A 21,698-nucleotide genomic window follows, 5' to 3' on the forward strand; every position below is an offset into this window, starting at 1 on the left:
TTCCCTCCTGACCCCAGACGTTCCGCCCCGTTCCGTAGGAGTGCCGACCATGGCGACCACCGAAGAGAAGCTTCGTGAATACCTGAAGCGGGTCACTGCCGACTTCAGCCAACTGCGCCGCCACACGCAGGAGTTGGAAGCGCGCCAACATGAGCCGATCGCCGTCGTCGGCATGGCGTGCCGCTTCCCTGGCGGCGCGGAATCCCCCGAGGGGCTGTGGCGTCTGGTCGCCGAGGGCATCGACGCCATCAGCCCGTTCCCCACCGACCGGGCCTGGCCCGAGGACCTCTACGACCCCGAGGCGAACGGGCCGGGGAAGAGCTATGTCGTCGAGGGCGGCTTCCTCCACGACGCCGGCCACTTCGACCCCGAGGCGTTCGGCATCTCCCCGAACGAGGCCCTCGCCATGGACCCGCAGCAGCGGCTGCTCCTGGAGGCGTCCTGGGAGGCGTTCGAACGGGCCGGCATCGCGCCGACCGCGGTGCACGGCAGCCGCACCGGGGTCTTCGCCGGCGCCGTGTCCTCCGACTACGCCACCGGCCGCGCCGTCCCGCCCGGCGTGGACGGATTCGTGGCCACCGGCACCATGGCCAGTGTGATCTCCGGCCGCGTCGCCTTCGCGCTCGGCCTCCAGGGACCCGCCGTCACCATCGACACCGCCTGCTCCTCCTCACTGGTGGCACTGCACCTCGCGGTGCAGTCCCTGCGCCAGGGCGACTGCGATCTCGCGCTCGCCGGCGGCGTCAACGTGATGCCAACGCCCACCCCGTTCACGGCCTTCAGCCAGCAGCGCGGGCTCGCCCGCGACGGCCGCTGCAAGACGTTCTCCGCCGCGGCGGACGGCACCATCTGGTCCGAGGGCGTCGGCATGCTCCTCGTCGAACGCCTCTCCGACGCCCAGCGCAACGGGCACCGCGTCCTGGCCCTCGTCCGGGGCTCCGCCACCAACCAGGACGGCGCAAGCAACGGCCTGAGTGCCCCCAACGAGCTGGCCCAACGCCAGGTCATCCACGACGCGTTGGCCAACGCGGGGCTCTCGGCCGCCGAGGTGGACGTCGTCGAGGCCCATGGCACGGGTACCACCCTGGGCGACCCGATCGAGGCGCAGGCGCTGCTGGCCACCTACGGTCAGGACCGCCCCGACGGCCGGCCGCTGTGGCTGGGCTCCATCAAGTCCAACCTGGGCCACGGGGGCGCCGCTGCCGGCGTCGCCGGAGTGATCAAGATGGTCCTCGCCATGCGTGCCGGGACCATGCCCCGCAGCCTGCACATCGACGAGCCGACGCCCCATGTCGACTGGTCGAGCGGCGCGGTGGAGCTGCTCACCGAGGCCAGGGAGTGGACGGAGAACGGTCACCCCCGCCGCGCCGGCGTCTCCTCGTTCGGCGTCAGCGGCACCAACGCGCACATCATCGTCGAGCAGGCCCCGGCCGAGGACGCGCCAGGCCCGGTGGTCGTCGCCGCGGACCGCGAGCCGGTGTGGCGGTCATCCGTGCTGCCCTGGCTGATCTCGGCCCGTGGCCCGGAGGCGCTGGCCGCCCAGGCCGAACGACTCGCGGACGCCATGGATGGCGCCGACGCCGAAGTGGCCGATGTGGGCTGGGCGTTGCTCTCCTCGCGTGCCGTGCTGGAACACCGCGCGGTGGCGTGGGGCGACACGGCCGACACGCTGGTCGACGGCCTGCGAACCCCGACCGTCGCGGGTTCGGTCGGCTCCGACGCGGCGGCCGGCACGGTGTTCGTCTTCCCGGGTCAGGGTGGGCAGTGGGTGGGGATGGGGCGTGGGTTGCTTGTGTCGTCGCCGGTGTTCGCGGCGCGGTTGGGGGAGTGTGAGGCGGCGTTGGGGCCGTTTGTGGAGTGGTCGTTGGTGGGGGTGTTGGAGGGTGAGGATGAGGGGTGGTTGGAGCGGGTTGATGTGGTGCAGCCGGTGTTGTGGGCGGTGATGGTGTCGCTGGCGGCTGTGTGGGAGTCGGTGGGGGTGTCTCCGTCGGCTGTGGTGGGTCATTCGCAGGGTGAGATAGCGGCTGCTGTGGTGGCGGGTGGGTTGTCTCTTGGGGATGGTGCGCGGGTGGTGGCGTTGCGGTCGGCGGCGATCCGTGAGCTGGCCGGTAGTGGTGGGATGGTGTCGGTGGCGGCTGGTCCGGAGCGGGTCGTGGAACTCCTCGGTTCTGTTGAGGGTGTGTCGGTCGCTGCGTTCAATGGGCCTTCGGCGACGGTGGTGGCGGGTGAGGTGGCTGGTCTTGAGGCGTTGATGGGTGTGGCTGAGGCGGCTGGGGTGCGGGCGCGTCGGGTTCCGGTGGACTATGCGTCGCATTCGGAGCATGTGGCGGCGATCGAGGAGCGGATTCTGACCGATCTCGCCCCGATCAGCCCACGGACCGGACGTGTTCCGTTGATCTCGGCCGTGACCGGGGAGCCGTTGGACACGGCGGAGATGGACGCCGCGTACTGGTATCGCAACCTGCGTCAGCCGGTGCGCTTCGCGGACGCGCTGAACCACGCGGTCGAGCAGGGTTTCCGCCGCGTCGTCGAGGTCTCCCCGCATCCGGTTCTCACGGTGCCGGTGCAGGAGGTTGTGGAGGCGGCCGGCGCGTCGGGCGTGGTCGTCGGTACTCTGCGCCGCAATGAGGATGAGGCGGCTCGAGTCATCGCCTCGGCGGCCGAGTTGTGGGTCAACGGCACCTCCGTCGACTGGTCCGCGTTCTACGCCGGCCGCGCCGTCCAGCGGGTCGACCTGCCGACCTACGCCTTCCAACGCCAGCGGTACTGGCTGGAGCCCCAACTGCTCGCCGGAGACGCCGGGGGCCTCGGCCTCGGCGCCGCCGAACACCCGCTGCTGGGCGCCGCCGTCGCCCTCGCGTCCGACGGTGGGGTGCTGCTGACGGGCCGGCTGTCGCTGCGCGGCCACCCCTGGCTGGCGGACCACGCGGTGCGTGGCACCGTGCTGCTGCCCGGGACGGGTTTCGTCGAGCTGGCGCTGCGCGCCGGCGACGAGGTGGGCTGCGGTCAGCTGCGTGAACTGACCTTGCAGGCGCCGCTGTTGCTCCCCGAGCGAGGCGGCGTTCAGCTCCAGGTCGTCGTGGGTCCCCCCGACGACACGGGGAGCCGTTCGGTGCGGGTGTACTCCCGCGGCGAGGACGCCGATCCCGAGCTGCCCTGGACCAGCCACGGCGAGGGCGTGCTGACGCCCGAGGCGCCCGCTCTGCCGGACGACGCCGAACTGTTGGTGTGGCCGCCACAGGGCGCCGAACCCGTTGATGTGACGGGGTTCTACCCGGCCGCCGCCGAGATCGGCTACGAGTACGGCCCCGTGTTCCAGGGGCTGCGCGCGGTCTGGCGGCGCGGCGACGAGGTCTTCGCCGAGGTCGCGCTGCCGGAGGACGAGCACACTTCGGCCGCCGCGTTCGGCATCCACCCCGCGCTGCTGGACGCCGCCCTGCACGCCAACAGCCTCGGCGCCTTCGGCACCACCGACGACGGCCTGGCACTGCCGTTCGCCTGGACGGGCGTCTCCCTGCACGCCACCGGGGCGCACGCCCTGCGGGTGCGGATCAGCCGCGCCGGCGCCAACGGGCTGGCCGTTCTCGTCGCCGATCTGACGGGTCAACCCGTCGCCCACGCCCAGTCGTTGGTGCTGCGCCCGGTGACGGCGGGGCAGCTCGCCGCCGCCTCAGGACCGGTGCGGGACGGGCTCTTCCGCGTCGCCTGGACGCCCGCCGAGCCGGACGCCGCCGCCTCGGAGCCCGACGTCGCGCCGCTCGCCGACTGGGCCGTGCTGGGCGAGGACCGGCTCGGCCTCGGTCTGGCCGCCTTCGACCCCGCGGCCGACCACGCCGGCGCCGCGCCGCCCCCCGTGATCGTGTTCGCCCCCGCCATCCCGGCTGCCCTGGCGGACGAGCCGGCCCGCGCCGCGACGCGTTCCGTCCTCGACGCCCTGCACACCGTCCGGGAGTGGCTGGCCGACGAGTGGTCCGCCACCTCCCAGCTGGTCGTGGCGACCCGGGGCGCGATCGCGACCGACGAGAACCACGCCGACGCGGACCTGGCGCTGTCGGCGGTGTGGGGCCTGATCAGATCCGCCCAGTCGGAAAACCCGGGCCGGCTGCTGCTGGTGGACCTCGACCCCACCGCCGCCGATGGCCCGGCCGAGGAGCTCGTGCGGGCCGTCGAGGTGGCGCTGCGGAACGCCGAGACGCAGACCGCCGTGCGCGGCGGCGCCGTGCTGGTGCCCCGGATGAACCGCGTCGGCGAGGGCGGCGGCCTGGTGCCGCCGGCGGAGAGCGCCTGGCGGCTTGACGCGCTGGGCGGCGGAACCCTGGAGTCCCTGGCGCTGGTGCCGGCCCCCGAGGCCGAGGCGCCGCTGCCGCCGGGACAGGTACGGGTCGCCGTGCGCGCGGCCGGGCTGAACTTCCTGGATGTGCTGCTCGGCCTCGGCATGGCGCCCGCCGACCGCGAGATGGGCATCGAGGCCGCCGGCGTGGTCGTCGAGATCGGTGCGGGAGTCACCCAACTCGCCGTCGGAGACCGGGTGATGGGCCTGATCCCCAAGGGCTTCGGCTCCCTCGCGGTGACCGACGCCCGGGTCCTGGCCCCCGTCCCCGAGAGCTGGACGTTCGAACGGGCCGCCTCCGTGCCGGTCGCCTTCCTCACCGCCTACTACGGCCTCGTCGACCTGGCCGACGTGCGGCCCGGCGAGTCCGTGCTGGTGCACGCCGCCGCCGGTGGTGTGGGCATAGCCGCCGTGCAGCTCGCCCAGCACCTGGGCGCCAGGGTGTTCGCAACGGCCAGCGAGGCCAAGCAACGGGCCGTCGCCGAGCTGGGCGTGGCGGGGGAGCGGATCGCCTCCTCCCGCGATCTGGACTTCAGGGACGCCTTCCTGGCCGCCACGGACGGCGCCGGGATGGACGTCGTACTGGACTCCCTCGCCCGGGAGTTCGTCGACGCGACGCTCGAACTCCTGCCGCGCGGCGGCCGGTTCCTGGAGATGGGCAAGACCGATATCCGCGACCCCGAACAGGTGGCGGGGCGGCACCCCGGGGTCCGCTACCGCGCCTTCGACATGGGCGAGGCGGGCCCGGACCGCATTGGCGAGATCCTCGCCGAGATCGTGCGGCTCTTCGAGGCGGGCGTGCTCCGCCCGCTGCCGCTCACCAGCTGGGATGTGCGGCGCGCCCCCGACGCGTTCCGCTTCATGAGCCAGGCCAGGCACACGGGCAAGATCGTGCTCACCGTGCCCGCCGGCCTTGACCCGAACGGCACGGTGCTGGTCACCGGCGGCACCGGCACGCTGGGCGCGCTGCTGGCCCGCCATCTGGTCGCCGAGCGCGGCGTCACCTCGCTGCTGCTGACCAGCCGCACCGGTCCCGACGCCCCCGGCGCCACCGAACTCGCCGCCGAACTCAGGGCGTTGGGGGCAAGGGTGGAGATCGCCGCCTGTGACGCGGCGGAGCGCGAGCAACTCGCCAAGGTCCTCGACACCATCCCCGCCGACCGCCCGCTGACCGGCGTCGTGCACGCCGCCGGCGTGCTGGACGACGGGGTCCTCGCCTCGCTCACCGAGGAGCAGCTCCAACGGGTGCTGCGGCCGAAGATCGACGCCGCCGTCAACCTGCACGAGCTGACCCGCGACGCCGACCTCGCCGTGTTCGCCCTCTACTCGTCCGTGGCCGGCCTCTTCGGCGCCCCCGGCCAGGGCAACTACGCGGCGGCCAACGCGTTCCTCGACGCCCTGGCCCAGCACCGGCACGCGCTGGGGCTGCCCGCCACCTCGCTGGTGTGGGGCTTCTGGGCCGACGCCAGCGGGATGACGGGACACCTCGGCGGTCGCGACCGGGCCAGGATCTCCAGCAACGGACTGGTGCCGCTGACCCCGGACGAGGGCCATGCGCTCTTCGACGCCGCCGTTCGCACCCACGAGCCGCTGCTCGTCACCGCGCGCCTTGACCTCGGCTCGGGCACCGCGCCCGCGGATCAGGCGCTGCTGCCGCCGCTGATGCGGGCCCTGGTCCGCACGGGCCCGACCCGCCGCACCGCCCGGTCGACGGCCGCCACCGGCGGCGGCACGGCCCTGGCGGCCCGCCTCGCCGCCCTCGGCGACACCGAGCGTGACAAGGCCGTACTCGATCTGATCCGGGGCAACGTCGCCACCGTGTTGGGGCACGCCAACGCGCAAGCGGTCGGCGCGGAACGGCCGTTCAAGGAGATGGGCTTCGACTCGCTCACCGCCGTCGAACTGCGCAACCGGCTCAACACCGCGACCGGCCTCAGCCTCCCCGCCACGCTGATCTTCGACCATCCGTCGCCGCTGGCGCTCGCCCGGCTGATCCGCTCCGAACTCGTGGTGACCGACGCCGACACCACGCCGCCCCTCGTCGCCCAACTGGACCGGCTCGACGCGACGCTCGACGCCGCCAGCCCCGACGACATCGCGCGCGACCGGATCGTCGACCGCCTGCGCGCCACACTCGCCAGGCTCAAGGACACCTCGTCCGCGCCGCCCCCAGCCGACGACGATGACGATCTGGCGGCGGCCACCGACGACGAACTCTTCGACCTCCTCGAAGACGAACTCGGCACTCCTTGATCCCCCCACGACGATCCCCCTCTCACGACACGGCCTGAATAGGTGACCTAGGGATGAACAACGAAGAGAAGCTTCGTGACTACCTCAAGCGGGCGACGGCCGACCTGCGGCAAGTCCGTCGGAGAGTCAAGGAGTTGGAGGAGCACCAGCCCATCGCCATCGTCGGCATGGCCTGCCGCTTCCCCGGCGGCGTCGAATCGCCCGAGGACCTGTGGCGGGTCGTGCGCGAGGGGGTCGACGCCGTCGAGAAGTTCCCCACCGACCGCGACTGGGACCTCGACGGCCTCTACGACCCGGACCCGGACCAGCCGGGCAAGAGCTATGTGGTCGAGGGCGGGTTCCTCAGGGACGCCACCTCGTTCGACCCGGCGCCCTTCGGGATAGCGCCGCGCGAGGCGCTCGCCATGGACCCGCAGCAGCGGCTGCTCCTGGAGACCTCGTGGGAGACCTTCGAACGCGCCGGCATCGCGCCCACCGCGCTGCGCGGCAGCCAGATCGGCGTCTTCACCGGCACCCTGCCGTCCGAGTACACCAGCCGGATCGTCAAGGCACCCGACGAGATCGAGATGTTCCTCGGCACCGGCAACTCGCCCAGCGTGGTCTCCGGCCGGGTGGCCTACACCCTGGGCCTTGAGGGCCCCGCCGTCTCCGTCGACACGGCCTGCTCCTCGTCGCTGGTCGCCATGCACCTGGCCTCCCAGGCGCTGCGCGGCGGCGAGTGCTCGCTCGCCCTCGCCGGCGGCGTCACCGTGATGAGCACGCCGACCAGCTTCGTCTTGCAGAGCCGGCTCAAGGGCGCCTCGTCCGACGGCCGTTGCCGCGCCTTCTCGGCGGCGGCCGACGGCTTCGGGCCGGGCGAGGGCGTCGGCATGCTGCTCCTGGAGCGGCTCTCCGACGCGCGCCGCAACGGGCACCGGGTGCTCGCCGTCATCCGTGGCTCGGCCGTCAACCAGGACGGCGCGTCCAACGGACTGACCGCGCCCAACGGGCCTTCCCAACAGCGGGTGATCCGACAGTCGTTGGCCAACGCGGGGCTCTCGGCCGCCGAGGTGGACGTCGTCGAGGCCCATGGCACGGGCACCACCCTGGGCGACCCGATCGAGGCGCAGGCGCTGCTGGCCACCTATGGCCAGGACCGCCCCGACGGCCGGCCGCTGTGGCTGGGCTCCATCAAGTCCAACATCGGCCACGCCCAGGCCGCCGCCGGCGTGGCGGGCGTCATCAAGATGGTGATGGCGCTGCGCGAGGGCGTACTGCCGCGCACCCTCCATGTGGACGAGCCGACCCCCAAGGTCGACTGGTCGGCCGGCTCCGTGGAGCTCCTCACCGCCGCCCGCCCCTGGCCGGCCGGCGAGCGCCCCCGCCGCGCCGGCGTCTCCTCATTCGGCATCAGCGGCACCAACGCGCATCTGATCGTGGAGGAGGCACCCGCCGACGCCTCGGGCGAGGAGCCCCTCGTCCCCGACGCGGGCGACGGGCCGCGCGCCTGGACGGCGCCGGTCCTGCCCTGGCCGGTCTCGGCCAGGGGCGCCGCCGCGCTGACCGCCCAGGCGGAACGGGTCGCCGACCTCGCCGAAGGCGCCGAAGGCACCGAACCCGAGGACATCGGCTGGAGCCTGCTCACCGAGCGCGCCACCCTGGAGCACCGGGCCGTCGTCTGGGGCACGGAGACGGGCGAGCTGACCGCGGGGTTGCGCGCGGTCGCCGGCGACCTTCCGGCGATCAACGCGACGCGCGGCACCAGCGGCGAGGGCACCGATGTCGCGTTCCTCTTCCCGGGTCAGGGTGGGCAGTGGATCGGGATGGGGCGTGGGTTGCTCGTCTCGTCGCCGGTGTTCGCGGCGCGGTTGGGTGAGTGTGAGGCGGCGTTGGGGCCGTTTGTGGAGTGGTCGTTGGTGGGGGTGTTGGAGGGTGAGGACGAGGGGTGGTTGGAGCGGGTTGATGTGGTGCAGCCGGTGTTGTGGGCGGTGATGGTGTCCCTGGCGGCTGTGTGGGAGTCGGTGGGGGTGTCTCCGTCGGCTGTGGTGGGTCATTCGCAGGGTGAGATAGCGGCTGCTGTGGTGGCGGGTGGGTTGTCTCTTGAGGATGGTGCGCGGGTGGTGGCGTTGCGTTCTGCGGCGATCCGTGAGCTGGCCGGGTCCGGTGGGATGGTGTCGCTGGCGGCTGGTTCGGAGCGGGTCGCTGAGCTGCTGTCCGACATGGGCGGGGTGTCGGTCGCTGCGTTCAACGGGCCTTCGGCGACGGTGGTGGCGGGTGAGGTGGTTGGTCTTGAGGCGTTGATGGGTGTGGCTGAGGCGGCGGGGATCAGGGCGCGTCGGGTTCCGGTGGACTATGCGTCGCATTCGGGGCATGTGGCGGCGATCGAGGAGCGGATTCTGACGGATCTCGCCCCGATCAGCCCACGGGCGGGGAATGTTCCGTTGATCTCGGCCGTGACCGGTGAGCCGTTGGACACGGCGGAGATGGACGCCGCCTACTGGTACCGCAACCTGCGCCAACCGGTGCGCTTCGCCGACGCGTTGACGACCGTGCTGGAGCAGGGCTACCGGCGACTGGTCGAGGTCTCCCCGCACCCCGTCCTCACCATGAGCGCCCAGGAGGTGGCCGAGGAGCGGAGGGCGGGACCGCTGGTCGTGGTGGGCACGCTCCGCCGCGACGAGGACGAGGCGGCCCGACTGATCGCCTCGGCCGCCGAGCTGTGGGTGGGCGGCGGCCCCGTTGACTGGGCCGCGTTCTACGCCGGCCGCGCCGTGCGCCGCGTCGACCTGCCCACCTACCCCTTCCAGCGTCAGCGCTACTGGCTGGACAGCGGCGCCGACGACGTCGATGTCAGCGGCGCGGGGCTGACCGCCGCCGGTCACCCGCTGCTGGGCGCCGCCGTCACCCTCGCCGTCGACGGCGGGGTGCTGCTGACGGGCCGGCTGTCGCTGCGCGGCCACCCCTGGCTGGCGGACCACGCGGTACGGGGCGGCGTGCTGCTGCCCGGCACCGGTTTCGTCGAGCTGGCGCTGCGCGCCGGCGACGAGGTGGGCTGCGGTCAGCTGCGTGAACTGACCTTGCAGGCACCGCTGTTGCTCTCCGAGCACGGCGGGGTTCAGCTCCAGGTCGTGGTGGGCCTGCCGGACGAGGCCGGGCGCCGCTCGGTGCGGGTGTACTCCCGCGCCGAGGACGCCGATCCCGAGCTGCCCTGGACCAGCCACGGCGAGGGCGTGCTGACGGCGGAGGCGCCGGCCCCCGCGCCGGAGCCCGATCTGGCCGTCTGGCCGCCGCAGGGAGCGGAGCCGGTTGATGTGACCGCGTTCTACCCGGCCGCCGCCGAGGCGGGCTACGAGTACGGCCCCGTGTTCCAGGGGCTGCGCGCGGTCTGGCGGCGCGGCGACGAGATCTTCGCCGAGGTCGCCCTGCCCGAGTCCGCGCAGGCCGACGCCGGGCGCTTCGGCATCCACCCCGCGCTGCTGGACGCCGCCCTGCACGCCAACGCGGTCGCGGCCACCGACGCGGACCGTGGCACGCTGCTGCTGCCGTTCGCCTGGAGCGGTGTCTCCCTGCACGCCACCGGCGCGGCCGGACTGCGGGTGCGCATCCGCTCCGCCGGGCCCGAGGAGGTCTCGCTCGTCGCCGCCGACCCCTCCGGGCGGACCGTGGCCCGGGTCGAGTCCCTGGTGCTGCGCCCGGTGACACCGGGGCAGCTCGCCACGGACGACCAGGCCGGCACCGAATCCCTGTTCCGCGTCGACTGGACGCCGCTGCCCATCGACACCGACAGCGTCCCCTTCGGCGTCTGGGCCGTCCTCGGCGAGGAGGCGTTCGGCATCGGTGCGGCGGTGCACGCGGCCGGCATGGCCGTGGACGCCTACCCCGATCTGGAGTCCCTGCGGGCCGTGCTGGACGCCGGCGTCCCCGCGCCCGCCGTGATGCTGCTGCCGTGCGCCCCCGGCGGCCCCGACGCCGAGGCGAGCGCCGACGTCGTCGTGGAGCTGCTGCGCACCGCCCAGGAGTGGCTGGCCGACGACCGGCTCACCGCGTCCCGGCTGGTCGTGGTGACCCAGGGCGCGGTGGCCACCGGCCAGGGACAGGACGTCACCGATCTGCGCGACGCCCCGGTCTGGGGGCTGCTGCGCACCGCGCAGGCCGAACACCCCGAACGTTTCGTCCTGCTGGACGTCGACCCGGGCGCCGGCGCCCAACAGGAGCTGGTCGCCGCCGTCCTCGCCGCCATGGCGGGCGGCGAGCCACAGCTCGCGATCCGCGGTGAACAGGCCCTGGTGCCCCGGCTGGTGCGAGCAGCGGGCGGCGGCCTGGTGCCGCCGGCCGACACGGCCGGCTGGGCGCTGCGCGGCACCGGCTCCGGCACCCTGGAGGACCTCGCGCTGGTCGCCACCCCGGCGGCCACGGAACCGCTGGGGCCCGACGAGGTACGGGTCGCGGTGCGCGCGGCCGGCCTCAACTTCCGCGATGTGCTGCTGGCCCTCGGCATGTACCCCGAGGAGGCGCCGCTCGGCAGCGAGGCCGCCGGCGTGGTCGTCGAGATCGGCGCCGAGGTGACCCGACTGGCCGTCGGCGACCGGGTGATGGGCCTGATCCCGAAGAGCTTCGGCCCGCTGGCCAGCACCCCGGCGCTCGCCGTGGTCCGCGTCCCCGACGGCTGGTCCTTCGAACGGGCCGCCTCCGTGCCGGTCGCCTTCCTCACCGCCTACTACGGCCTCGTCGACCTGGCCGACGTGCGGCCCGGCGAGTCGGTGCTGATCCACGCCGCGGCCGGTGGTGTGGGCATGGCCGCCGTGCAGCTCGCCCAGCACCTGGGCGCGACGGTCTTCGCCACCGCGAGCGAGGCCAAGCAACGGGCCGTCGCCGAGCTGGGCGTGGCGGAGGAGCGGATCGCCTCCTCCCGCGATCTCGACTTCAGGGACGCCTTCCTGGCCGCGACCGACGGCGCCGGCGTCGACGTCGTACTGGACTCCCTCGCCCGGGAGTTCGTCGACGCCTCCCTGGAACTCCTGCCGCGCGGCGGCCGGTTCGCGTCCATGGGCAAGACCGACATCCGCGACCCCGAACGGGTCGCCGCCGAGCACCCCGGCGTCAGCTACCGCGCCTATGACCTCGGGGAGGCCGGCGAACAGCGCGTCTTCGAGATCCTCACCGAGATCGTGCGGCTCTTCGAGGCGGGCGTGCTCCACCCGCTGCCGCTCACCACCTGGGATGTGCGGCGCGCCCCCGAGGCGTTCCGCTTCATGAGCCAGGCCAGGCACACCGGGAAGATCGTGCTCACCGTGCCCGCCGGGCTCCGGCCCGAGGGCACGGTGCTGATCACCGGCGGCACCGGCACGCTGGGCGCGCTGCTGGCCCGCCATCTGGTCGCCGAACACGGCGTGACCTCGCTGGTGCTGACCAGCCGCACCGGCCTCGCGGCCCCGGGTGCCACCGAACTCGCCGCCGAACTCCATGAGTTGGGCGCACGCGTGCAGATCGTCGCCTGCGATGCGGCGGAGCGCGGCCAGATCGCCGCCGTGCTGGCCGGCATCCCCGCCGCCCACCCGCTGACCGGCGTCGTCCACGCTGCCGGCGTGCTGGACGACGGCGTCTTCGACGCGCTCACCGAGGAACAGGTGCGCCAGGTGTGGCGGCCCAAGGTGGACGCCGTGGTCAACCTGCACGAGCTGACCCGCGACGCCGACCTCGCCCTGTTCGCCCTCTACTCCTCGGCGTCCGGCGTGTTCGGCTCCCCGGGGCAGGCCAACTACGCGGCCACCAACGCGTTCCTCGACGCCCTGGCCCACCACCGGCGCGCCCGTGGTCTCGCCGCCACCTCGCTGGTGTGGGGCTTCTGGGCCGACGCCAGCGGGATGACGGGGCACCTCGGCGGTCGCGACCGGGCCAGGATCTCCGGCAACGGACTGGTGCCGCTCACCGCGCAGGAGGGCAACGCGCTCTTCGACACGGCGGTCCGCACCGACGAGCCGATGCTGGTCGCCGCCCGCCTCGACCTGGCCGCCATCCGGGGGCTGGCCGCCGCGGCCGGCTCGGCCACCGCGCTGCCCGCGATGATGCGGGCGCTGATCCGGCCCCCGGCACAGCGCCGCACCGCCGAACGCGCCGCCGTCACCTCGCCGGCCGGCGACCCGGGATCGCTCGGCGGCCGGCTCGCCGGGCTCGGCGACGCCGAACGCGAACAGGCCCTGCTCGCCCTGGTGCGCGACCATATCGCGGTGGTGCTGGGCTTCCCCGACCCCGAAGGCATCGACACCGGAAGGGAGTTCCTCGCGCTCGGCTTCGACTCGCTCACCGCCGTCGAACTCCGCAACCGGCTCAACGCCGCCACCGGGCTTGAACTCGCCCCCACGCTGATCTTCGAGCACCCCACGCCGGTGGCGCTGGCCCGGCACCTGACCGAGCAACTCCGCGACACCCTCGGCACCGGGGGCGCGCCCAGCGCGCCCGCCCAGGCGGCGCCGCCGAAGCCGGAGTCGATCAGCTCGCTCTGGCAGAGCCAGTTCGCCATCGGGAAGGGCCCCCAGCTCCACGAGGTGATGCTGCGACTGGCCGACTTCCGGCCGCACTTCACCTCGGCCCAGGACATCGACGAGCTGCCGGGGCTCACCACCCTGGCGCGTGGCCCGCGCCAGCCACGGCTGGTGTGCGTGCCCACGTTCGCCTGGAAGCCCAGCCCCTACCAGTACTCGTCCTTCGCGGCGGGATTCACCGAGAGCCGCCCGCTGTCCGTGCTGGCGCTGCCGGGCTTCAAGAGCGGGGAGCAGCTGCCCACCGGGATCGAGGCGCTCGTCGACGCCCAGGCGGAGGCGATCCGCCGCGCGGTTGGTGACGACCCGTTCGTGGTGGTCGGCTACTCCATCGGCGGATTCCTCGCCAACGCCATCACCCACCGGCTTGAGGAGCTGGGCGCCGACCCCACTGCCCTGGTGATGGTGGACACCCACTGGATGGACCTCGACGACTACAACGAGGACAACTCCTGGGTGAAGAACATCTCCAGCGGCGTACTCGACCGGGGCGGCCAGCAGGACCAGCTGGGCGAGGACTGGGGCGACGCCTGGGTCACCGCCCGCGCCCGCTACATGGACCTGCGGTTCGAGGCCAGGGAGGTGGCCGCCGAGACGCTGGTGCTGCGTGCCAGCGACCGCATCGACCCCACCTCCGACGGCGAGGACTCCGTCGCCGACTGGAAGTTCCCGCACACGTCGATCGCCGTGCCGGGCAACCACTTCTCCGTGATGGAGGGCACCGGCGGCAGCCACACCGCCGGCGTCCTGGACGGGTGGCTGCGCGAACGGTTCGAGGCGTGAGCCGCGCGGGCGGGCCCGGCCGTGGCTCTGGCCGTGGCCCGAGCACTCGACAGCAGCACAGCGACGAAGCAGCAGAGAGGGGCACACCGTGCTCGACCTAGCCGGGCGCACCGCGTTCATCACCGGCGCCGCCCAGGGGATCGGCCTGGGCATCGCCCGTGCCTTCGCCAGGGAAGGCGTCAGACTCGCGATCACCGACATCGACCAGGAGGCGCTCGACAAGGCCGAGGCCGAACTGTCCGCGCACACCTCCGTGGCCGCGTTCGTCCTCGACGTGCGGGACCGCCCCGCGTTCGCCCGGATCGCCGACGAGGCCGAGGAACGCCTGGGCCCCGTCACGCTGTTGGTCAACAACGCGGGCATCGGCGGGCCGCTCTCGCTGGCGGAGATGTCCTACGAGCTGTGGGACCTCTATGTCGGGATCAACATCGGCGGCGTCGTCAACGGGGTGCAGACCTTCCTCCCCAGGCTGATGGCGCGCGGCGAGCCGGCCCATCTGGTCAACACCGCGTCGGGCGTGGGGCTCGCCCCCGCCGGCGGCTCCACCATCTACGAGGCGTCCAAGGCTGGCGTCGTCGGCCTCTCCGAGGCCCTCGGCAAACAACTCGCGCTGGAGGGCCACCCCATCGGGGTCACCGTGCTCTGCCCGGGAGCGGTGGCGACCAACCTCGCCGCCACCTCCCGCACCGCCCGCGACCTCGCCGCTCCCCGCTCCGACGCGACCACCGAGGACCGGGAGCGCGACGACCGGCGGGAGCGGGACGAGACCAGCTTCCTGCGCAACCTCGGCGCCGACCCGGACGACGTGGGCCCCCTCGTGGTCGAGGCGGTGAGGTCCGGCGCCACGTTCGCCATCACCGACCGCTCCACGGCCGGCCAACTCGCGCAACGTGCCAAGGCGTTGTTCAGCGCGCTGCCGCCTGCCACCGAACGCGACCACCGGCTCGACGTGTTCATGGCCACCCAGCGCCGCCGGATGGCCCAGGAGTCCGAGAGCTGACCCCGTCGGCGACACCGGCCGGCCGGCCGGTGTCGCCCGGGTAGCCATCGGCGGGTCGGTTCGGGCAACGTTCCCCCATGACCTCGACAGCCGGTACGGCCGCCTTCCGCGCGGCCCGCGACTTCCTTCTCGCCCACCGCGACGACTACGCCACCGCCTACGCCGACTTCCGCTGGCCCGAACTCGACGAGTTCAACTGGGCGTTGGAGTGGTTCGACGTGATCGCGGCCGGCAACGACGCACCCGCCCTGTGGATCGTGGAGGAGGACGGCACCGACCGGGTGTGGTCCTTCGCCGAGCTGTCCGAACGGTCGTCGAGGGTCGCCAACTGGCTGCGGGAGCGCGGCGTCCGGCGTGGCGACCGGGTGCTGCTGATGCTGGGCAACCAGGTCGAGCTGTGGGAGACCTTCCTCGCCGCGATCAAGCTGGGCGCGGTGCTGATCCCGGCGACGCCGCTCTTCGGCGCCAGGGACCTGGCCGACCGGGTGGCGCGCGGCGGCGTCCGCCATGTGGTCGCCGGCGCCTCGGGGATCGAGAAGTTCGCCGAGGTGGCGGGCGACTGGACCCGGATCGTCATCGGCGGCCCGGTGCCCGGCTGGCACTCCTACGCCGACGCCCACACCGCCGACGCCACGTTCACCCCTGACGGGCCGACCGCGGGCGGCGATCCGCTGTTGCTGTACTTCACCTCGGGCACCACGGCCCGGCCCAAGCTGGTGGAGCACACCCATCTCTCCTACCCCGTCGGCCACCTGTCCACGATGTACTGGATCGGGCTGCGCCCGGGCGACGTGCATCTCAACATCTCCTCGCCCGGCTGGGCCAAGCACGCCTGGAGCAACGTGTTCGCGCCATGGAACGCGGAGGCGTGCGTCTTCGTCCACCACTACACCCGGTTCGACGCGGGCCGGCTGATGAGCGAGATGGACCGCTGCGGCGTCACCAGCTTCTGCGCGCCGCCGACGGTCTGGCGGATGCTGATCCAGTCGGACCTCAGCGCGTTGCGGCGCCCGCCCCAGATCGTGGTCGGCGCGGGCGAGCCGCTGAACCCGGAGGTCATCGACCGGGTGCGGGAGGCGTGGGGGGTCTCCATCCGCGACGGGTTCGGGCAGAGCGAGACCACCGTGCAGGTCGCCAACCCGCCCGGCCAGCTGGTGAAGCCGGGATCCATGGGCCGCCCGGCGCCCGGCTACCGGGTGGCCCTGATCGACCCGGCCACCGGAGAGCCGGGCGACGAGGGCGAGTTGTGCCTCGACCTGGCGGCGCGTCCGCTGGGGCTGATGACCGGCTACCGGGACGATCCGGAGCTGACCGCCGAGGCGATGGCCGACGGCTACTACCACACGGGGGACATCGCCGCGCGGGACGGCGACGGCTACCTCACCTATGTGGGCCGCTCCGACGACGTGTTCAAGGCGTCCGACTACCGCGTCTCGCCGTTCGAGTTGGAGAGCGCGCTGATCGAGCACCCGGCGGTGGCCGAGGCCGCCGTGGTGCCGGCGCCCGACCCGGTGCGGCTGGCGGTGCCCAAGGCGTATCTCACCCTGGCGCCCGGCTGGGAGCCGGACGCCGAGACCGCCCGCGCCGTCTTCGCGCACGCGAGGGCGCGCCTGGCGCCGTTCCAACGCGTCCGGCGGATCGAGTTCGCCGAACTGCCCAAGACCATCTCGGGCAAGATCCGCCGCGTGGCGCTCCGCGACCAGGCCGCCGCCGCCGACCGGCCGGCGGGGGAGTACCGCGACGACGACTGAGCCGCACGGCACCCCGCCGGTGGTCAGTCGGCGGTGGCGGGGCGGGGGAGGAGCGGCCAGGTGCCGGAGAGGCGGATGGCGGCCTCCGTGACCGCGGGGTCGCGCGCCGCCGAGGCCAACCCGTCGAGGTAGGCGTGCGCCGCCGCCTCGTACAGGTCGTCCACCTCGCGCAGCGCCGCGTCCAGCGCGTCCCGCCGCGCCGACTCCTCGGCCGGCAGGGTGCCGGCCCGCGCGGCGGCGCGGTGCGCGGTGGCCGCCGCCGTCCGCTCCTCGGCGGCCAGCCGCCGCCGCGCGTCGGACGTCCGGCCGTGGGCCGCCAGATACGGGTGCGAGACGCCGAGGCCCAGCAGGAAGGCGACGCCCCCGGAGAGCAGCAGCAGCGCGAAGAACATCAGGCTCATCGTCTGCTCGCCGATGTTCAACTGGGCCAGCACGCTGGACGGTTCACGCAGCTCGGGCGGGAGGAACGCGGCCTCGTCCGGATCGACGACCAGGGGTGCCCGCTCCTCGGCCAGCAGGCTGCCGCGCAGGCTGCCCAGCACCCAGCAGGCATAGGCCCAGGTGGCGAGCAGCGCCAGCGCCGGCACGGCCAACAGCCGGTTGGCGCCGGTGGCCGGCAGCGCCCGCAGCAGCCGCCCGAGGATGTGCGGGACGGCGATCATCACCGCGCCGACGGCGAGCGTGAACGTCGCGGTCAGCAGGTTGGAGGCCGCGTCGCCGGTGCCGTGCAGCCGGCGGAACGCGGTCCAGTAGATGGGGAGTTCGACCAGCGTCAGGCAGACCAGCAGCGCCAGGGTGCCACGCCGCGACAGCCCGCCGCGGCTCTCGCCCTCCCACCGCACGGGAATGGGCTCGCCCCCGGGCACCGGGGCCCGGTTCCCGCCGATGTCCGCGCCGATGTCGCCGTCCGCGTCCGGGACGTCCCGGTCGGCGGCCCCGCCCCCGTCCGGCGCGCCGCGGGTGTCGCGCCGCTCCAGCCAGCGGGTGACCGCCTCCCGGCTGGCGCGACGGCCCGCCGCCTCCCGGGCGAGGCGGTCCAACTGCGCCCGGGTGACCGTCAGATGGGCCTCGCGCTCGGCCCGCTCCGCCGCCGTGTGCCGGGCGGCGTCCTGAGCCGCCTGGGCCTCGGCCCTGGCGCCGGCCGCGGCCCGCTCGGCGGTGCCGCGCCGCTCGGCGGCGCGCCTGAGCAGCGCCTGCCGCCGCCGGTCGCGCTCGGCGGCGAGCGACGCCAGCCGGGGCAGCAGCCCCTCGGCCGAGAGCACCCAGGGATCGAACAGCCGCCGACGCGCGGCCCGCCTGCCCTCCCGCCGGCAGCGGGCCAGCAGCGCCGGGTGGTCGAGCGGATCGCGCTCGCCCCCGAACAGGGGCGTGCGCCGCTCCCGTGGGGTGCGCGCCCGCCGGGCCCCGGGGACGCCCCTGGCCCGGCCATCGCCGGCCCCTGGGCGTCGGCCGCCGCCCGGATCAGTGCTGGTAGCCGGTGTCGACATCGGCGCCCACCCGCCCTTCCAGCAGCTCCGTCCAGAACGCGTCGAAGTCCTCGTAGGCGTCGGAGTCCTGGCTGAGCCGCATGCCGTAGCCGCTGGGATACACGGTCGTGGCGGTGAGTTCCGGCAGCCGGCCCCGTTCGCCGAGACCGTCGATCACCGCCGCGCGGGACTCCCGGGTCGTCAGATCCTCCCGCGGCAGCGTGAACGAGCCGTCCCGCTGCACGAAGTCGCTGACCACCAGGACATGGAACGGGTCGCCGCCGTCGGGCGCGGCCGTGGAGACCCGGTCCAGGGCGCCCAGCACATCGGACCCAGGGCTGTGCTCCCGCGCGCAGTCCAGGAGTTCCACGGCGCGACCCCCCGCGACGGCCTGCTGGGCGGCGCGGACATCGTCCCGCTCCAGCGTCGAGTCCGCGTCCGGATCGAGATCGATGGGCTCGGCCTGGCAGATCGAGCCCTCCGACGCGCGGGTGATGGGGGCGTACGCCAGCGTGCGGCACTCCAGGTCGGAGAGGAAGGCCGGCAGCGCCGTCTCCAGCTTGGCGCGCGCGTCGAACCCGTCGGGCGCCTCGCCGCCCGATCCCGAGCCGTCGATCAGCAGGGCGCAGGCCGTGTCATAGCGGTCGACCCTGGTGCCGAGGGCGTCGCCGACGGCTCCGCAGCCCGCCGTCCAGGCGAGCGCGGTGGCCGCGAGTGCGGCGGCGGTGAGGCGGCGCCCGACGCGGTCGGTCCCGGCCATCTCAACGGCCCCCCCTCGGCGTGGTCCTGCCGTGCCCGTCCAGCAGTTCGAGCGCCCGGCCCGTGGCGGAGACGGACGTGCCGTCCGTCAGGGTCAGCCAGCCGTCGGGGCGCAGCCAGGTCGCGTCCAACTCGACGGGGGCCGGGGCCCAGTGCGCCAGATAGGCGGGCGCCGGATCCGGCACGTCCCGGTGGTGGTGTCGCACCGCGTCCCAGTAGCAGGCGATCCGCTGGTTGAACTGCTCCGTCACGGCGCCGGCCCGGTAGCGGCACACCTCCGCCTTGGTGCGCCACTCGCCGACCCGCTGCCCGAACCGCGCCAGCGCCGCCGGCGCGGTGAGCCCGCGCGCGTCGTAGTGCGTCACCACCTGCACGGCCTGGTAGCGGATCTCGGTCACCAGCCGCCACTCCCGGTGCAACAGCCGGGATCGCAACTGCTCGACCGCGCGCCCCGCCGTCGCCCGCTGCTCCGTCACATAGGAGCTGACGGCGCTCCCCGCCGCCAACGGCAGCGGCCCCGGCCGCGGGACGTGCGGCAGCCCCCGCGCCCCGTCCCGCAGCCCCTGCCTACGCGCCCCGCGCAGCGCCCAGCGGCCCGCCGCGGCCTGCCGGACGACCCGGTTCACGTTCTCCGTCCTGATCATGGTGACGCCCCCTCTCTCCCGTCGTCTCTCCCGTTTTCCCTCGTTCACATATCGGCTCCGATGCCTACGCCACGACGGCGAATACCACCTCGGCTTCACACGCGCTAATGAAGCATTAGCACGCTGATGCCCGGCGGAATTCGGAGAACGGAAAGAGCCCGGCAATCGACCGGTGTTCGCCCCGAAGGCGGCCGGCCACGGTGTCCAGGGCGGTGGTGAACGGGGGGCCGGCGGCGCGCGGTTGGGTCGAGTCACGCGCCGGAGGCGCGCATACGCTCTATGTTGGTACGCATGGGTCAGGAAACGCTGTCCGATCCCCCCACCCACGCCGAACTCGTCGAGGATCTCCGTGCGTTGCGCCGCCCGGGGCTCGCGGGGCTGCGCAGCCTCCCGCTGCCGGCACTGCGTGCCGCCGCCGTGGCCTGCTCTCTCTCCGCCGGCCCCGACGACGCGCCCGCCGGCGTCGAGGCGCTGCTGCGGCAGGCCGCGCGGCGCCTCGGCGACCAGGACGCGCTCGGTCGGGCGGCGGCCCGCACCTACGGCCTCGTCCCCGGATACCGGGGCGCGACCGCCTTCGACCGCAGGAAGGCGGCGGCCGAGGTGTACCGGGTGAGCACCGAGACGTTCCGCAAACGGCAGGAGACCCAGGTCTTCGACCAGCTGGCGGAGGCGGTGCTCGCGCTCTGCCGTGACCACGGGCGGCGTTCCGCCCCCGCCGAGGCGCCACCCGCGGCCGGGCCCCCGCCCCGGAAGGCGCCGGAGGCCCAACGGGACGACGCCGCACCGCCGTTCACCGTCGAGACCACGGTGGCCGACGCGCCCGTGCCCTTTGTGCTGCACGTCTCCCCGGTCGATCTGCTGCGGAACGTGGACATCATCGTCTCCTCCGAGAACGTCTATCTGGAGATGTCCAAGACCTTCTGGCCCACCCTCTCCGGCGCGCTGCGCCGCGCCTGCGCCCTGCGGAACGCGTCCGGCGAGATCGTGGACGATGTCCTGGTCCGCGAACTGAGTGCCTGGGTACGGCGGTTCGGCCGTCCAGGGCTGCCGGTCAGGCCCGGTACTGTGGCCGCCACCTCGTCCGGCGCGATGTCCGAGCAGGGCGTGCGGCGGATCTACCACGCCGCGGTGGCCGTCCCGCTGGCGGAACGCGAGGGCTACGAGGTGGCGCCCGGCGACATCGCCCGCGCCGTCCGCGAGTCCTTCGCGCTGGCCCGGGCCGAACGCGCCGCGTTCGACCCGCCGTTGTCCTCGATCTGCTTCCCGCTGATGGGCGCGGGCCGGGGCGGCGTCTCCGCCGGGACCAGCGCGAGCTGGATCGGCTGGGCGGTCCACGAGGAGCTCACCCGCGACCCCTCCTGGACGGTCCATCTGGTCGTCCGCAACCGCGCGACGGCCGAGTCCATCGCCGAACTGGACCCGGCGGCGTAACGGGCCCCCTGCCGGGCGTCAGACACGCCAGCTGGGATCGGTCAACCCGACGCCGACCTCGCCCAACTCGACCTCCAGGGCGTCGAGTTCGCCGGGGCGCGGCACCCCGTACAGGGCGAGGGCGCCGCCGCGCCCGACGATCTGGAGGGCGCGAGGGCCCGAACGCCGGGTCAGATGTGGGGCGTAGCGGGCCGCGCCCAACGGCGTTCGCGGCACGAGACGTTGGTTCGCCGAGCCGCGCCAGACCAGGTCGGTGGCCCGGGCGGCGACATAGCGGCCGGTGACCAGCGCGTCGGCGCCCCCGACGGCCAGCGTCCGCGCCTCGTCGGCGGCGATCTCGGCCTCCGTGTAGCCGGTGTAGAGCAGCAGATCGGCGTCCGCCGCGCCACGCGCCCCGGCGGCGCCCGCCAACAGACGGGCCAGCGCCGCCGGTTGGGCCAGGGGCTCGCCACCGCTGACCGTCAGACCCTCGGCCCCGGCCGCGAGCGCCTGCCGCCACAGCGCCAACAGCTCCGCCACCGGCCACGCGCGTCCGCCCGCCGAATCCCAGGTGTGCCGGGACATGCAGCCGGCGCACGCCAACGGGCAGCCCTGGAACCAGATGCCGAGGCGCCGCCCGGGGCCCAGCACCGTCACCGGGAAGTGGACGCCGCTGATCCGCGCCACCCACCCGGGGCCGCCGTCTCGCACTTCTTCTTCCTCGGACCTCATGGCCGTCAGCATTTCCACCCGCACCCGAATTCCATCCCCGGCGCCCCGCAAT

The 21,698-nt window shown here is 74.0% G+C and carries 8 protein-coding genes and 2 pseudogenes; 6 read left to right on the forward strand and 4 right to left on the reverse strand.

All coding sequences use genetic code 11. The features are described from left to right. The first annotated feature begins 49 nt into the window (after positions 1–49). The 5 genes and pseudogenes from K4G22_RS27440 to K4G22_RS27455 all read left to right on the forward strand — a co-directional run bounded on the left by K4G22_RS27440 (position 50) and on the right by K4G22_RS27455 (position 16,635). Positions 50–6,583 (forward strand): type I polyketide synthase, encoded by a 6,534-nt coding sequence (locus K4G22_RS27440; protein WP_228083145.1) that lies wholly within the window; start codon positions 50–52, stop codon positions 6,581–6,583. Between the two features lie 38 nt (positions 6,584–6,621). Next, a pseudogene (locus tag K4G22_RS27445) lies at positions 6,622–12,975 on the forward strand (SDR family NAD(P)-dependent oxidoreductase); the annotation flags it as partial. A 246-nt stretch (positions 12,976–13,221) separates the two neighbouring features. Next, positions 13,222–13,884 (forward strand): annotated as a pseudogene (locus tag K4G22_RS32075) (alpha/beta fold hydrolase); the annotation flags it as partial. Between the two features lie 88 nt (positions 13,885–13,972). Next, the gene (locus K4G22_RS27450; protein WP_228083147.1) at positions 13,973–14,884 is read left to right on the forward strand and encodes an SDR family oxidoreductase; all 912 of its coding nucleotides are present in this window, start codon (positions 13,973–13,975) and stop codon (positions 14,882–14,884) included. A gap of 77 nt (positions 14,885–14,961) precedes the next feature. Continuing rightward, positions 14,962–16,635 (forward strand): AMP-binding protein, encoded by a 1,674-nt coding sequence (locus K4G22_RS27455; protein ID WP_228083148.1) that lies wholly within the window; start codon positions 14,962–14,964, stop codon positions 16,633–16,635. A 23-nt stretch (positions 16,636–16,658) separates the two neighbouring features. Here K4G22_RS27455 and K4G22_RS27460 read toward each other — a convergent pair whose 3' ends face one another. From K4G22_RS27460 to K4G22_RS27470, 3 genes are read right to left on the reverse strand one after another with little or no spacing between them, the layout of a single operon-like run. Beyond that, positions 16,659–18,122 carry a hypothetical protein gene (locus tag K4G22_RS27460; RefSeq protein ID WP_228083149.1) on the reverse strand — a complete coding sequence of 488 codons (1,464 nt, stop codon included), beginning with the start codon at positions 18,120–18,122 and terminating at the stop codon, positions 16,659–16,661. Then, positions 18,097–18,861, reverse strand: a complete 765-nt coding sequence (locus K4G22_RS27465; protein ID WP_228083150.1) for a hypothetical protein — start codon at positions 18,859–18,861, stop codon at positions 18,097–18,099. Before K4G22_RS27465 ends, K4G22_RS27460 begins: the two co-directional genes overlap by 26 nt. A 1-nt stretch (position 18,862) precedes the next feature. Beyond that, a complete protein-coding gene (locus K4G22_RS27470) occupies positions 18,863–19,504 on the reverse strand; it encodes a hypothetical protein (protein WP_228083151.1) in 642 nt (213 codons plus the stop codon). A 291-nt stretch (positions 19,505–19,795) separates the two neighbouring features. Between K4G22_RS27470 and K4G22_RS27475 the strand changes: the two genes are divergently transcribed. Further along, a complete protein-coding gene (locus tag K4G22_RS27475) occupies positions 19,796–20,935 on the forward strand; it encodes a macro domain-containing protein (protein ID WP_228083152.1) in 1,140 nt (379 codons plus the stop codon). An 18-nt stretch (positions 20,936–20,953) separates the two neighbouring features. Here the strand turns inward: K4G22_RS27475 and K4G22_RS27480 are convergent, their stop codons facing one another. Further along, on the reverse strand, positions 20,954–21,646 hold the full coding sequence (locus tag K4G22_RS27480; protein WP_228083153.1) for a 4Fe-4S single cluster domain-containing protein: 693 nt from the start codon (positions 21,644–21,646) through the stop codon (positions 20,954–20,956). Between the last annotated feature and the right edge of the window lie 52 nt (positions 21,647–21,698).

Origin of the sequence: Streptomyces profundus, assembly GCF_020740535.1 — a bacterium.
GTDB lineage: Bacteria > Actinomycetota > Actinomycetes > Streptomycetales > Streptomycetaceae > Streptomyces > Streptomyces profundus.

Coding starts and splice junctions, on each gene's coding strand:
- K4G22_RS27480 (WP_228083153.1), bottom strand. CDS start 21,646: ATGAGGTCCGAGGAAGAAGAAGTGCGAGACGGCGGCCCCGGGTGGGTG.
- K4G22_RS27440 (WP_228083145.1), top strand. CDS start 50: ATGGCGACCACCGAAGAGAAGCTTCGTGAATACCTGAAGCGGGTCACT.
- K4G22_RS27460 (WP_228083149.1), bottom strand. CDS start 18,122: ATGTCGACACCGGCTACCAGCACTGATCCGGGCGGCGGCCGACGCCCA.
- K4G22_RS27470 (WP_228083151.1), bottom strand. CDS start 19,504: ATGATCAGGACGGAGAACGTGAACCGGGTCGTCCGGCAGGCCGCGGCG.
- K4G22_RS27465 (WP_228083150.1), bottom strand. CDS start 18,861: ATGGCCGGGACCGACCGCGTCGGGCGCCGCCTCACCGCCGCCGCACTC.
- K4G22_RS27455 (WP_228083148.1), top strand. CDS start 14,962: ATGACCTCGACAGCCGGTACGGCCGCCTTCCGCGCGGCCCGCGACTTC.
- K4G22_RS27475 (WP_228083152.1), top strand. CDS start 19,796: ATGGGTCAGGAAACGCTGTCCGATCCCCCCACCCACGCCGAACTCGTC.